The sequence below is a fragment of the Paeniglutamicibacter terrestris genome, from assembly GCF_012271785.1.
Lineage (GTDB): Bacteria > Actinomycetota > Actinomycetes > Actinomycetales > Micrococcaceae > Paeniglutamicibacter > Paeniglutamicibacter terrestris.
In genome coordinates, this window is the sequence record NZ_JAAWVT010000015.1 from 1 (window position 1) to 13176 (window position 13176).

Annotated in this window: 14 protein-coding genes; 1 reads left to right on the top strand and 13 read right to left on the bottom strand. The window is 62.4% G+C overall.

The window, feature by feature from the left end:
• The first annotated feature begins 161 nt into the window (after positions 1–161).
• Entirely contained in the window at positions 162–1187 is a 1026-nt protein-coding gene (locus tag HED64_RS18765; protein WP_168153479.1) for an NAD(P)H-dependent flavin oxidoreductase, read from the top strand.
• 12 nt (positions 1188–1199) lie between these two features.
• Here the strand turns inward: HED64_RS18765 and panC are convergent, their stop codons facing one another.
• The 13 genes from panC to HED64_RS18830 all read right to left on the bottom strand — a co-directional run bounded on the left by panC (position 1200) and on the right by HED64_RS18830 (position 13168).
• Entirely contained in the window at positions 1200–2138 is a 939-nt protein-coding gene (panC, locus tag HED64_RS18770; RefSeq protein ID WP_425351816.1) for a pantoate--beta-alanine ligase, read from the bottom strand.
• A gap of 49 nt (positions 2139–2187) precedes the next feature.
• Positions 2188–3066: a Rossmann-like and DUF2520 domain-containing protein gene (locus HED64_RS18775; RefSeq protein WP_168153480.1), complete on the bottom strand. Its 879-nt coding sequence runs from the start codon at positions 3064–3066 to the stop codon at positions 2188–2190.
• 2 nt (positions 3067–3068) lie between these two features.
• Positions 3069–4595 carry a PH domain-containing protein gene (locus HED64_RS18780; protein ID WP_168153481.1) on the bottom strand — a complete coding sequence of 509 codons (1527 nt, stop codon included), beginning with the start codon at positions 4593–4595 and terminating at the stop codon, positions 3069–3071.
• Positions 4592–5104 carry a PH domain-containing protein gene (locus HED64_RS18785; RefSeq protein ID WP_168153482.1) on the bottom strand — a complete coding sequence of 171 codons (513 nt, stop codon included), beginning with the start codon at positions 5102–5104 and terminating at the stop codon, positions 4592–4594. The genes HED64_RS18780 and HED64_RS18785 overlap by 4 nt, the downstream gene beginning before the upstream one ends.
• The gene (locus HED64_RS18790) at positions 5085–5585 is read right to left on the bottom strand and encodes a DUF3180 domain-containing protein (protein ID WP_168153483.1); all 501 of its coding nucleotides are present in this window, start codon (positions 5583–5585) and stop codon (positions 5085–5087) included. Before HED64_RS18790 ends, HED64_RS18785 begins: the two co-directional genes overlap by 20 nt.
• 4 nt (positions 5586–5589) lie before the next feature.
• Positions 5590–6081, bottom strand: coding sequence for a 2-amino-4-hydroxy-6-hydroxymethyldihydropteridine diphosphokinase (folK, locus tag HED64_RS18795; protein WP_168153534.1), 492 nt, complete (start codon positions 6079–6081; stop codon positions 5590–5592).
• A gap of 5 nt (positions 6082–6086) precedes the next feature.
• Positions 6087–6473 carry a dihydroneopterin aldolase gene (gene folB, locus HED64_RS18800; protein ID WP_245326101.1) on the bottom strand — a complete coding sequence of 129 codons (387 nt, stop codon included), beginning with the start codon at positions 6471–6473 and terminating at the stop codon, positions 6087–6089.
• Between the two features lie 10 nt (positions 6474–6483).
• Positions 6484–7401, bottom strand: a complete 918-nt coding sequence (gene folP, locus HED64_RS18805) for a dihydropteroate synthase (protein WP_168153484.1) — start codon at positions 7399–7401, stop codon at positions 6484–6486.
• Positions 7402–7412: 11 nt separating this feature from the next.
• On the bottom strand, positions 7413–8015 hold the full coding sequence (gene folE / locus HED64_RS18810) for a GTP cyclohydrolase I FolE (RefSeq protein ID WP_425351817.1): 603 nt from the start codon (positions 8013–8015) through the stop codon (positions 7413–7415).
• 40 nt (positions 8016–8055) lie between these two features.
• Positions 8056–10011 carry an ATP-dependent zinc metalloprotease FtsH gene (gene ftsH / locus HED64_RS18815; protein ID WP_168153485.1) on the bottom strand — a complete coding sequence of 652 codons (1956 nt, stop codon included), beginning with the start codon at positions 10009–10011 and terminating at the stop codon, positions 8056–8058.
• 230 nt (positions 10012–10241) lie between these two features.
• Positions 10242–10793: a hypoxanthine phosphoribosyltransferase gene (hpt, locus tag HED64_RS18820; RefSeq protein WP_168153486.1), complete on the bottom strand. Its 552-nt coding sequence runs from the start codon at positions 10791–10793 to the stop codon at positions 10242–10244.
• 156 nt (positions 10794–10949) lie between these two features.
• Positions 10950–11963 (bottom strand): tRNA lysidine(34) synthetase TilS, encoded by a 1014-nt coding sequence (gene tilS, locus HED64_RS18825; RefSeq protein ID WP_168153487.1) that lies wholly within the window; start codon positions 11961–11963, stop codon positions 10950–10952.
• A 53-nt stretch (positions 11964–12016) separates the two neighbouring features.
• On the bottom strand, positions 12017–13168 hold the full coding sequence (locus tag HED64_RS18830) for a zinc-dependent metalloprotease (RefSeq protein ID WP_168153488.1): 1152 nt from the start codon (positions 13166–13168) through the stop codon (positions 12017–12019).
• Between the last annotated feature and the right edge of the window lie 8 nt (positions 13169–13176).

Consider the following 13176-nt stretch of genomic DNA (forward strand, 5'->3'; position numbering starts at 1 on the left):
GCCATTGTCCAAACGGCGAGTACCTGCACCACAGCACCAAAAACCCCCGAAAAACCCCGGATTAGCAGCATTCTGCGTCCGAGTTTTGTAGTATCTGGACAAAAGATCGCCTTTGAGCGCTGCGTCACACCCAGCTCGCGGGCGGGTCATAGACTGTAAATATGCCTGAACTTCCAGAAAAGCTCTCCGCCAGCACACACCGGACTGATTCACTGCAGGATGCGCTCGGTTTCACCGAGCCGATCTTTAACGCTTCCATGGCCGGAGCCGCCGGCGGAGCACTTGCTGCTGCTGTTTCGGCAGCTGGCGGGTTCGGCATGCTCGGCCTCGGCGGCAATGTCACCGCGGAGTGGATCGACCGGGAAGCTTCGCTAGCGGCCTCAGCCGGGCATAAATGGGGGGCTGGGCTGATGGCATGGGTTTTGGAAGACTCCTTGGATCCACTACGCCAGGTGCTAGCCCACAACCCCGCCTTTGTCTGCATCAGTTTTGGGGAGCCTGGCCCGGCCGCGGCACTGGCCCATGACTCCGGTGCACTGGTAGGCATGCAGGTCGGAAATGCGGCTGATCTGTCCCGCGCCTTAGAAGAGGACATCGATGTGGTGATCTGCCGTGGCAATGAGGGTGGCGGACACGGGCGCAACGAGGTCTCCACACTCCCCTTACTCCAGCTCGCTTTGGAGCAGACCAACAAGCCGGTCATAGCTGCCGGCGGACTGGCCACTTCCAGAGGAGTTGCGGCAGTGCTGGGCGCTGGCGCATCTGCCGCTTGGATCGGCACGCGCTTTGCTGCCGCCAACGAATCCATGAGTCAGCACAACATCAAGGAGGCAATCGGAGCGGCAGGAGTGGATGACACGGTATATACGCGGGCCTTTGATATTGCCCAACGCATCGCGTGGCCCTCGGAATTCGGCGGAAGGGCCCTTCGTAACAATTTCAGTGACGCATGGGCCGAGCGCCTCGAGGACCTCAGTGCCGCGGTTGCCGTTGATGAGACACTCACCACCTCCGTTAATGCCGCCCGCGACAAGGCTGACCCAACACTGGCTCCGGTATATGCAGGCCAATCGGCCGGGCTCTCAACGGTAGGGCAGAGCGCCGCGGAGATCATCGCGGACCTTTCGGCCTTCCGCGCGGTACTCCAAGAGGTGGCCCAACGGTGGGATCGCCCCCGCATCGCCTAATGTTCTAGCAGTTCAGTAGCCCAAGGTCATATTGTCGATGAGCCGTACCTCGCCGACCTTCGCCGCCACCAGCAGGAGGCCCTGACCGGTGAACGGGGTGTCTTGGCAATTGAAGGCCAGCTCCTGCAAGGTGCGCGGATCAACCAATTCAAAGTAATCCAGCTCAACCAACGGTTCCATGGCAAATAATCCCGCGACGTCCTCCAGATAGAGCGGTTCGTGCCTATCCGCCCGTTCCCTCACTAAGCTCAGCGCTCGGTGAATGACCAAGGCGGCTTGGGCCTGTTCAGCGGTCAGGAATTGGTTGCGACTGGAAAGGGCCAAACCCTCTGCGCTGCGGATGATCGGAACCGAGCAAATCTCAACGGGGTAGTTCAGATCAGCTACCATGCGTTTGATGAGCACCAGCTGCTGGGCGTCCTTTTGGCCAAAGTATGCGCGGTAGGCGGTGGGGACTCCCAGCGCGGCAGGTGGCATGACATAGTGGAGCAGCTTGGCCACCACCGCCAGCATCCCATCAAAGTGTCCCGGGCGCGCTGCACCCTCAAACTTCAGGCCCAGGTCCCCGGAATTAATCTTGATGAGCGGGCGGCCATCGGGGTAAACCTCCGTCGCCTCCGGAGCAAACACAATGTCGGCACCAGCGCGGGCCAGCAGCTCCACGTCTGCATCAAGGGTGCGTGGGTAGCGGTTGAAATCAGTCTGGTCATTAAACTGCAGCTCGTTGACGAAGATGCTGACCACCAGGACATCATTTTGCGCTCTGGCGGTGGACACCAATGACGCATGGCCCGAGTGCAGTGCGCCCATGGTGGGCACCAGCCCTAGTGTTGCCCGTCCTCCCGCCCGCGGTTCGCTTGCCTCGAGGGCTCGCTGAATGGCGGTGGAAAGTTCTGCTGCGCTCCGGACGATCAGGGGCGTTCGGCGGGCGGAATCTGCTGGTGTGATCACCAAGTCAGTTTATCGCTGGCTTCACAGCTTGCCGCTCACCGTCGAGCGCTTATTGGCCCAAGGCGGCCAGAATGTCATCAAGCCGCTGGCTGGTGATCAGCCCGCGGGCGTGAGCACGCAGGGCGGTGGCACGGCTCATGGCCAGATAGCCCTCGCGAGTGTCGGGAGAAATATCCCCGGACTCCAGCGCCGCGCGGTGGGCAGCCACCGTCCGAACGTCTCCGCGGACCACCGGTCCGGTTAACGCACCCTCCCCTGAGGCCAACGCATTCTCCAATGAGGCGCGCATGAGGGCGGAGAGCATCCGGGCCGGGGCCTCAACCCCGATCCCCTTCAGAATCCCCGCGGACTGTCCCGCTACCGTCACCAGATGATTGGAGGCATGGGCCAAGGCCAGGTGGTACTTGACCCGGTCGTCTTCCGCGATCACCACCGGCTCCCCACCCATTTCGACCACCAGTGCCTGAGCGATGGGCAGCACCATGTTCGCTGCAGTGATGCCAAAGACGCAATCGGTGAGCCTGTCTAGGTCCATGCTCATCCCGGTGAACGTCATGGCGGGGTGGATGGCCAGCCCGATTGCTCCGGCCGCCATGGCCGGTGCCAACACTTCGGTGCCGTAACGTCCGGCGGTATGCACCACCAGCTGCCCCACCTGCCAGTGCCCCGCATCGGCAAGGCCCTGAACCAGTTCGGCCAGCGCGTCGTCGGGCACCGCCAGGATCACCAGCTCGGCACGGCGTAGGATCTCCGGGATCTGTAGCACCGGCACACCGGGAAGCAGTAGTTCTGCGCGATCACGCGAGGTCTCGGAGACCGCATGGACTCCGACGATCTGATGCTCGGCGGCGCGCAGTGCCGCCCCGAGGACCGCACCGACCTTACCTGCACCGATGATGCCTACGCCTAGGCGTCCCGGCTTACCCATGTTCATACTCCTTTTTCCAGCCAATGATTTGAGTCCGAGGTCTTGCGCGCGGCGGCCGCCCGATCCGCTTGTTCGAGGAACAGCTCACGACCGTGCCCAATATCGAGCTGCCGCACCATCGGCGTCACGGGACCCGCAATGGTGGACAGGTATAGATCCGCCACCTCAAACCGACGAGCCAGCGGTCCCTGTTTCAGGCTCAATCCCTGGGTACGAGCGTGCGGGACGATGGCTAGGGTGCGGTGCAGTGCCCCATTGCGTGCCACCAGTGCGGTGGTGGTCAGCGCATAACCCTGTCGGGCGTGAGCCAAGGGAGCTAGGGGGCGAACTCGTGCCGGGGAGGTGATGAAACCAAATTCGGTGCCCGCGCCGTTGACCGCAGCGGCGAAGAATTCACGCGGATTTGTTGTTCCGGGGTCGGGCAGGACCACTGAAAGCACCGCCAAGACGTCTTCGAAGGTCCCCACCGGCAGCAGCACGCTGCGTGATCCTCCGTCGTTGGCATCGTCCCCGCCAATGCCAGCCACGTTCACCGACATCTTGTACCAACCCAGCTTCCGCCACAGTAGCGGAGCACTGATCTTAATGGCGGCCACCCGGCCCGGTGGCACACTCTGGTGACGGGTATCAAGCAATCCGTAGCTCAGGCGCAGGCCCTCGGCGCTGGTGGCAGCGGTGAAGTTGTAGCCGGTGTTCAGGTTGTTCCACAGCGCGGTGCCCATGCCCAGGAAAGCGGGAAGCAAGTAAAAGGGGGTGAACCCATCGATCAGTGACATCAGCACGGCCGCGGCGATGATGCCGAGAACTAGGGTGATGCTCACCGGGCGTAAGACCATGGAGATGATCAGCCGAGCGACGGGCACTCGGAGCACCACTCGCTCTTCGGTTCCGGCGGCGGGTGCCGTCGCGACGCCGGCTTCCGGGTTCGGCTCGGCCACCGGCCGCGCAGCGGAGCCACTCTCGGACTCCTGCACGGCGGGGACCGAGGGACGGCCTGCTGCCCGCGCCAGGATGGTAGTGCGCAAATCGCGGGCCACCGAAAGCTTCACAAAGGATAAGTGCATGGCTGAGGAGCCGGAATCTGCAACATCAAATCGGAGCTCGGCCAAGCCAAGGATCCGGGCCACCAAGGGTTGGGCAATATCGATGGACTGCACTCGATCGATGCGGGCCTGGCGTTGCTGCCTAAAAATCATCCCGGAGTTGACGTTCACGTGGCGATCGGTGATTTGGTACTTGGTGAACCACCAAGTGCCAAAGAATCCCAGCAGCACCAGCAATAAAATGCCTGCTCCAATGAGCAGCGGCACCAAGAGTGGTGTCTGGGAGACGACCTCGGGTGCCGGGTAGGGGTCTTCGCCCTCAACGAGGGAAGAAAGCATGTTTTGTCCGTACACGAAGGCCACGGCAATCACCGCCAGCCAGCCGCGCACCAGCGGAGAGGCCGGGTGAACCCGCTGCCACGGTTCGGTTGGATCCGGCGCCGATTCACTAATAAACCCGGACTCGGGGGTGGGGCCGGAACTCATAGTCCGGCCAATCGTGCTTCGCCGCGCGCTGTCAGTGCCTCGCGCAGACGCGTTCCCTCGGCCAGTGGCAGGCCGGGAATCTCGGCGGTGGCATCAGCGGCAGCGGTATGGAGTTTCACCTTGCACAGCCCCAGCATCCGATCGATCGGACCCACCGCGACGTCGATGAATTGCATCCGGCCGTAGGGAATTACCAGGACCTTTTGAAACATCAAGCCCTGGCGCACCAGCAGATCATCCTCGCGCTCGGCATAACCGATGGCCGCCACCTGGCGTGGGATCAGCATCAGCCGAATAAGATCGATCAGCAGTGTGAGCGCGGGGGCGACGATAGCCAGCCAGAGCGGGAAGCCTGCCCACACCCCGGTGAGGCGCAGCACCAACGGCACACAGAGCACAAGCAGCATCAGCAACGCACCAATACCCCAACCCACCAGGCGCACCTTCGTGTAGCTGGGGGACACTCGAGTCCAGGTCAGACCCTGAGGGTCAATTGGTTCCTGCTGCATATCCTTGATCGTCCTTGCCCTCGGTCTTGGCCTCCGGAGTCGAGGGATCTTCCGGGGGTAGTTTGCAGAACTGTTCCACAACCCATCCCACGATAACCATCACCAGGGCGCCACCGATCATCACCAAGGATGATTTCACGGCCATACTTCCCATCCCGGAGGCGGCGAACAGGCCCAAAAGGATTCCGCCATGCCATCCGGCGATGGTGGTGCCGGCATAAACACTGGCCTGGGCCAGCACCAGGGTGCGGGCGGCGGTGATCGGATTGACCCGTTTCGTGCTCTTCCCACTGGTGAAACGCTTAATACGGATGCCCATGATCAGGGTGAACAGGCTCGCTGCCCCCATGGTTACCAGTGAGGTCAGGTGCAGCAGCGGAACCGGGTAGCCAGCAGCGGTGGCGAGGATCTGGCTGGCGTAACCGGCAACCATCCCCAGAAGAAGCACCGTGAAAACCCACAGTGGCCGCAAGGAATTCATGGCTCTAGGCCCCCGCCCGAGCGCGACGGATCTCCGGAGTATCGGCCGCGGCCGCGGCAAGTTCGCTAACCCGTTGGCCATTAAGCTGTGCATCTGGTTCCATCCAGGCCCAGGGCACCAGCACAAAACCGCGGATTGCTGCGCGCGGGTGCGGCAGCGTGAGCACCGGATCGGTGCTTTGGCTCTGCCCGTAGGTGATCACGTCGATGTCCAGGGTGCGCGGTCCCCAACGCACCTCGCGGGTGCGGTGGTGTTCGGCTTCAATGCTCTGGCACGCGGCAAGAAGGTCCAGCGGCTCCAGGCTGGTATTGATGCGCACCACCAGATTCAGGAAGTCGGGCTGTCCTTCCGGACCGCCCACGGGCTTGGTCACGGCGGTGTCCGAGACGGCTACCAGCTCGATCCCGGTGGTGGCGCCCAGCTCGGCAACTGCCGCGGCCAAGGTACCTGCGCGTTCACCGAGGTTCGAACCGAGGGCCAGCAGGCACGAAACCATCGGACTCACTCCCGTTCGCGATAAATGTGGATGGTGACGTCACTGAACGTCACGGTGATCGGTGCCTTGGGCTTGTGCACGATGACCTCCACCCCCATCACGGTGGGGAAAGAGGCAAGAATCGCCGCGGCGGTCTTTTCCGCCAGGGTCTCAATCAGGTCCCAGGGGCCGTCCTGAATCTGGGTCACCACCAGCTCTCCGAGTTCGCCATAGTGCGCGGTGTCGGCGACGTTATCGCTGGCTGCCGCGCGGCGGATGTCGGTATGCAGCACCACGTCCAGCGTGAAGGGCTGACCGTCACGCTTTTCGTGCTCAAATACGCCGTGGTAGCCCACCGCGGTAATCCCGGAGAGGGTAATGGTATCGCTGCGCATGGTGTTGGAGATGCCCATGGTCTCGGGCCTAGAGCGCCGGGACGCGGGAATTCATCCACGCACCGGCGACCTTGATGGCGGCCAGGGAGGACGGCACATCGTGCACACGAACGCCCCAGGCGCCGTTGGCGGCTGCCAGTGCGCTGGTGGCTGCGGTGGCGGCGTCACGCTCGGCGGGAGCCGCCGGCTTGCCATCCTGGCGGAGCAATTCGCCCAAGAAGCGCTTGCGGCTGGTGCCCACCAAGACGCGGTGACCCAGCGCGGTGAAGCGGTCTAGGGCACGCAGCAAATCCCAGTTGTGTTCGTGATCTTTGGCGAAGCCGAGCCCCGGATCAAGGATGAGGGCTTCTGGCTTCACGCCGGCGGCGATAAAGCGTGAGCGCAGTTCTTCGAGTTCCGCCAAAACCTCGGAGACCACGTCGGTGTAGTTGGCCTCGGTGACCATGTTCCCGGCGTCCCCGCGGCGGTGCATCAGCACGTAGGGGGCACCCGTTTCGGCCATCAGCGCCGGCATATCGGGTTCGTGGGTCAGTCCCGAGACGTCGTTGATGATGTGCGCACCCGCGGCCAGGGCAGCCCGGGCGGTGGAGGTATGCATGGTATCAACCGAGATGATCGCCCCGGCCTTGGCCAGCGCGGTGATCACCGGAAGGATGCGAGCCTGTTCGACCGCCGGGTCCACCGGTACCGCACCGGGGCGGGTGGATTCCCCGCCAATGTCGATGATGTCCGCCCCGCCGTAGTACATGGCCAGACCGTGGGAGATGGCGTCATCAACCAACAGATATTTCCCACCATCGGAGAAGGAATCGTCGTTGATGTTCAGGATGCCCATGACAAGTGTGCGATCGCTTGGCAGATCTGCCATGGTGCGGGCGGTGGATTTGCGGATGATGGGCATCGGGCTGGTGGCCGGGCCGGTTCCGGGGATCGCTCCAAGTGACATGGGGGTGTTTCCTACTTTCCGAGGATGAGGCTCATGGCCTCTGCGCGGGTGGCCGGTTCGCGGAGTTGGCCACGGACGGCGCTGGTAACGGTCTTGGCGCCCGGTTTGCGGACGCCTCGCATGGACATGCACATGTGTTCACATTCGATCACGACGATGGCGCCGCGTGGGTTCAGGTGCTCGACCAAAGCGTTAACGATTTGGGTGGTCAGGCGTTCCTGAACCTGCGGTCGGCGGGCATAAACCTCCACCAAGCGGGCCAACTTGCTCAGCCCGGTCACCTTGCCCTCGGGGCCGGGAATGTATCCGACGTGCGCGCTGCCGTGGAAAGGCACCAGGTGATGCTCGCAGGTCGAATAGAACGAGATGTCCTTAACCAGCACCAACTCGTCATGTTCGATGTCAAAGGTGGTGCCCAGATGGTCGGCCGGGTCCTCGTGCAGGCCGGCAAAAAACTCCGAGTAGGCCTTGGCCACACGTTTAGGTGTGTCCAACAGCCCGTCGCGACTCGGATCCTCGCCGATGGCAAAAAGGATCTCGCGCACGGCGTTTTCAATCCGGACCAGGTCAACGCCACCGGCGCCCTGGATGGTCTCATCTTCAAACTGATCGATCTGAATCACGCTTCCGATCCTAGCCTGTGTGTGCTGTGGGTTACTCGCCGGTGACGTCGCTGGAAGTTCCGGCGACTGCTTCGGCGGCGATCTCCTTGGCGGAGAGCACCGGGCCAGCTGCGTGTACCGGACGGGTGTCCTTGCTCAGCCAGACCTCGCGCTCGGGGCGCTTGATGAGGTCGTGGAAGATCTCGGCGATTTCCTTCTGGTTCAGCGTCTCGTGCTCCAGCAGGGCCAAGGCCAGACGGTCAAGCACGTGCCGGTTTTCCGTCAACGCCGCGTAGGCGTCGTCGTGAGCCGCGTCGATGAGCGTGCGAACTTCCTCGTCAACCACGTTCGCCATGGTTTCGGAGTAGCTGCGGCTTGGCGCCTGTCCGTACATGGCATCCCCGGAGGAGGAGCCCAGCTTCACGGCGCCAATGCGTTCGCTCATGCCGTAGTCGGTGACCATGGCTCGTGCGGTGGCTGTCGCCTTTTCGATGTCGTTTGACGCACCGGTGGAGGGATCGTGGAAGACGATTTCCTCGGCGACGCGACCACCCATGGCGTAGGCCATCTGGTCCAGCAACTCGTTGCGAGTCACCGAGTACTTATCATCGTCGGGAACCACCATGGTGTAACCCAGCGCCCGGCCGCGCGGCAGGATGGTCACCTTGGTGACCGGTGCCGTCTGGCGCATGGCCGCAGCCACCAGGGCGTGTCCGCCCTCGTGGTAGGCGGTGATCTTACGTTCGTGTTCCTTCATCAATCGGCTGCGCTTCTGTGGGCCGGCCATGACGCGGTCAATGGCTTCATCCAGCGCGCGATCATCGATCAGCTGGGCGTTGGAGCGAGCGGTGAGCAGCGCTGCCTCGTTCAGGACGTTGGCCAAATCGGCACCGGTGTAACCCGGGGTCTTCTTGGCCACGGCCTTGAGGTCAACATTGGTAGCCATCGGTTTACCCTGCGCGTGGACCTTAAGGATCTGCTCGCGGCCGATCATATCCGGTGCCTCCACCGGGATCTGGCGGTCAAAGCGTCCCGGGCGCAGCAGTGCCGGGTCAAGCACGTCGGCACGGTTGGTTGCCGCGATCAGGATGACGTTGGTGGTGGCGTCGAAGCCGTCCATCTCCACCAAGAGCTGGTTCAGCGTCTGTTCGCGCTCGTCGTTGCCGCCGCCGATGCCAGCACCGCGGTGACGTCCCACGGCGTCGATCTCATCAACGAAGATGATGGCCGGGGAGTTGGTCTTGGCCTGCTCAAAGAGGTCACGCACGCGCGAGGCGCCCACGCCAACAAACATTTCGACGAAGTCCGAACCGGAAATCGAGTAGAAGGGCACGCCTGCCTCGCCGGCAACTGCCTTGGCGAGCAGGGTCTTACCGGTACCCGGAGGGCCGTAGAGCAAGACGCCCTTGGGGATCTTCGCGCCGACGGCCTGGAACTTACCCGGTTCGCGCAAGAATTCCTTGATTTCGTGGAGTTCTTCCACTGCCTCTTCGGCTCCTGCGACATCGGCAAACGTCACCTGGGGCATGTCTTTCGTGATCAGCTTGGCACGGGACTTGCCGAACTGCATGACCTTGGATCCGCCGCCCTGGGAGCGGGAGAGGATAAACCAGAACAGACCCACAATGAGGATCATCGGGATCAGGAAGCCGAGCATGGAGGTGAACCAGTTGGTCTGCACCGGCTGGTCGGTGTAGCCGGTGAGATTTGCGGCGTTCACCGCGTCTACCACCTGTGTGCCACGGGGCTGGGAGTAGTAGAACTCGACATTTTTGCCCTTGTCGGCACCGTCGATGGTGAGCGGTTCCTTCAGTGTGAGGTCAACTCGCTGCTCACCGTCGAAGATCTTCGCCTCGGCGACTTTGGAGTCCTTAAGCAGCGACATACCCACCGAAGTGTCAATGCGCCCGGAGTTACCGCCCAAAAGAGTCGGCAGGAAAATCAGCAATATCGCGGCACCGAGTAGCACCCAAACGATCCAGCTGTTGAAGATCTTTTTCGCGTTCATTGATATGGGGGTCCCGCCCCATCCCTCCTGCTTTCGGACGTTTATCGTCCGGGCGTCTGGGCGACGCCTGAATCTTGCTGCACGTTAATAAGTAAACGCCCTATCCGGTACCCACGGACAAGCAAGCCGATAAGTTCCCCTTTGGGCGTAAGTAGCGCAATGGCCGTCCCCGGGGTCCGGAAACGGCCATCACAACACCGACGCGCAGCGTCTGTACCAAGCGTTATTGATTACTCGTAGATGTGCGGTGCCAGGGTGCCGATGAAGTCCAGGTTGCGGTACTTTTCATCGAAGTCCAGGCCGTAACCGACAACAAATTCGTTGGGGATTTCCATGCCGACGTACTTAACGTCGATCTCCACCTTCGCGGCTTCCGGCTTGCGCAGCAGGGTGCAGATTTCCACCGATGCCGGGCCGCGGGAATGCAGGTTGGCCAGCAACCAGGACAGCGTCAGACCGGAGTCGATGATGTCCTCAACGATCAGCACATCCTTGCCCAGAAGGTCGGTGTCGAGGTCCTTGAGGATCCGCACGACGCCGGAGGACTGGGTGCCCGAACCGTAGGAGGAGACCGCCATCCAGTCCATGGTGACGTGGGAGTGCAGGGCACGGACCAGATCAGCCATGACCATGACGGCGCCCTTGAGCACACCGACAACCAGGATGTCCCGGCCTACGTAGTCGGCGTCAATCCGCGCGGCCAACTCTTCGATCTTGGCCTGGATTTCTTCCTTGGTGTAGAGGACATGCGCCAAATCTGCGCTGACGTCTTTCGAATCCACGAGGGCTCCTGGTTCTGGGGTCGGCATTAAAACCGGTCGAGGGGAGGGCGTTATACCCACGGTCTAGAGTGCCACAATCTGCGTGCTAGCGGGGAACGAGCCCACGCATTCTTGCCGCGACTTGGCGGTACGACCCGGGTGGGTGTGAGGCAATTCTCAAATATCGCTGCCCGCAGACGGCCTGCAGAGCCTCAGGAATGCGGATTCGCCGGCCGCTAATCGGGGCCCAGCAACGCGGGTGGCCAGCACCTGACCATCAAGCTGGATGGGACCCGCCGACTTCGAATCCCGCACCAAATGATCCAGCGCGCTCAAACGCTCAAAGTCCGGTGTCGGTGCGCCGAGCCCGGAAATTCCTTGACGTAACACTCGGCTGCGCAGCGGGCCGGGCAGTGCTCGTAAAGCGCTCAGATCGAGGCGGCGCTCGTGCTCAGTGCTCAGCCGGGTTGCTTCGAGCAGGGCTAAAGCGGCCTGCTCATCGAGGTAGGCCGCGTCCGCACGAGCCAGTGCCGCGGTCCGGGCCAGCGCCTGGGATACCTGCTCACCGAGCACCTCGCGCAGAACCGGCATCAGCCGATGCCTGATGTCATTGCGCAGGTAGGTGGGATCGGTGTTGGTTGGATCTTCCCAGTAGTGCAGCTGCTCGTGCGCGCAAATTTGTTCCATGGCACTGCGGTCCATTCCCAACAGCGGACGTAAGAAGGGACCGCGGACCGCTGGCATGCCGGCCAGTGACAGGGTCCCGGAACCGCGTGCCAGCCCCAGCATCACCTGTTCTGCCTGGTCATCTAGGGTATGTCCGAGCAAGATGTGGGTTGCCCCGGTTCGCTCAAGGGCAATTTTCAGGGCGCCGTAGCGGGCGATCCGGGCAGCTTGTTCGCTGGAATCGGCAACATCCACCTCCAGCACCAACACCGGGCTTAGCCCTAAGGCTCGACACTGCGCGGCAGCGGCGCTGGCCACCTCGGCACTGCCGGGCTGCATCCGGTGATCAACCACGACGGCACCGGCGCGAATTTCGCCCTTGCGGTTGAGGAATGCCGCGCTCGCGGCCAGGGCCAGCGAATCTGCTCCGCCACTACAGGCAACCAACACCGTGGATCCGGTTTCGACCATGGCCCGGATGGCATTCCGCGCATCGGCCAGCACGCGGGGTAGTTTCCCGCCCATCAGATTCCTTTCCTGCGGATCGTTGCCTCGGCGTGTTGCCTTGTTGTGTCGATTTAGCCTTCTAGGGGGCTGGGATCCGTTGTGCCATTGAGGCGCTGAACCCATAACTCGGGATGGTGCAATTCGTGTTCACTGGGGAGGTTCTCCGCCGAATCCCAGACGCGGTTAAAGCCCTCCATCCCCATCAGCTTCACGGCTCGATTCACAAATCGTTGCCCGTCGGCGTATTGCCGCATTTTGGCGTCAAGGCCCAGTACCTTGCGCAGCCACTTTTCCACCATTCCTCGGTCTTTTCCACGGCCGCCAAAGCGCTGTCGGATGGTGCGTACCGTCGGCACAATGGAGGAATCCACCGCGTCCATCACGACGTTGGCATGGCCTTCCAGTAGCGACATCACCGCGGTGATCTGGGAGAGAATTTCCTTCTGTTCCCGGGTGCGGAGCGCTGAAAGCAACCCGCTGGATTCGGTCCCCTCGTCGTCCTTCGCGGTAGCCACAGATTTTTCTAGCGTCTTCGCACCGCGCATCACATCACTGGCGGCGGCCCGCAGGCGCTCACCCAGTGCCTCCGGTTCTGCCAGCAGCGAGGCCAGCAGCTCGACAATCTTGGACTGCAGATGATCGCGCAGCCATGGTGCTGCGGCGAATTGCACGCGGTGGGTCTGTTCGTGGAGCGTGACCCATAGGCGGAAGTCATCTGCATCAACCTTGAGCTCCCGCTCGATGGCCACGATGTTTGGTGCCACCAGCATCAACCGGCCGCCCGTGGGGAGATCTGCGCGCAGCAGCCCGGCAAATGGGTCATATTGGCCCAGGACCTTCGAGGACATGAAGGCCAAGATGGCGCCCATTTCCACCCCCGTGGCGGTGGCCGAAAGTAGCTGCGTGGCTTCGGAGATCTTTTCGCCACGGGTCTTGGCCAGCGTCTCCATCGCGGGAGCAAGCATGGCCTCAAAGCTTTGGGTGTTGGCCTTTGCCCACGACGCCCGATCAACGATCAGCACCTGCGAATCTCTCAGATCCGCGGCCGCTGCTAAGCCGGTGATGCGGTGCACGTGTTCAACCGAGGCCTCCGCTTTGCGGCGCAGGTCGGCAACTACAGCGGTGATCTCGGCCTCCGTGAGACTCGGCCCGGCGGTGGAGAGTTTGGCTGCGGTGCTGGCGGCAAGGTCCCAGTTGATCAGCCGGAAATCGGTGGTGGTCATGCCCTCCA

Bases quoted from the DNA above. Each gene is read 5' to 3' on its own strand.
- HED64_RS18765 (WP_168153479.1), top strand. From the start codon at position 162: ATGCCTGAACTTCCAGAAAAGCTCTCCGCCAGCACACACCGGACTGAT.
- HED64_RS18775 (WP_168153480.1), bottom strand. From the start codon at position 3,066: ATGGGTAAGCCGGGACGCCTAGGCGTAGGCATCATCGGTGCAGGTAAG.
- HED64_RS18780 (WP_168153481.1), bottom strand. From the start codon at position 4,595: ATGAGTTCCGGCCCCACCCCCGAGTCCGGGTTTATTAGTGAATCGGCG.
- HED64_RS18785 (WP_168153482.1), bottom strand. From the start codon at position 5,104: ATGCAGCAGGAACCAATTGACCCTCAGGGTCTGACCTGGACTCGAGTG.
- HED64_RS18790 (WP_168153483.1), bottom strand. From the start codon at position 5,585: ATGAATTCCTTGCGGCCACTGTGGGTTTTCACGGTGCTTCTTCTGGGG.
- folK (WP_168153534.1), bottom strand. From the start codon at position 6,081: ATGGTTTCGTGCCTGCTGGCCCTCGGTTCGAACCTCGGTGAACGCGCA.
- folB (WP_245326101.1), bottom strand. From the start codon at position 6,473: ATGGGCATCTCCAACACCATGCGCAGCGATACCATTACCCTCTCCGGG.
- folP (WP_168153484.1), bottom strand. From the start codon at position 7,401: ATGTCACTTGGAGCGATCCCCGGAACCGGCCCGGCCACCAGCCCGATG.
- ftsH (WP_168153485.1), bottom strand. From the start codon at position 10,011: ATGAACGCGAAAAAGATCTTCAACAGCTGGATCGTTTGGGTGCTACTC.
- tilS (WP_168153487.1), bottom strand. From the start codon at position 11,963: ATGGGCGGGAAACTACCCCGCGTGCTGGCCGATGCGCGGAATGCCATC.
- HED64_RS18830 (WP_168153488.1), bottom strand. From the start codon at position 13,168: ATGACCACCACCGATTTCCGGCTGATCAACTGGGACCTTGCCGCCAGC.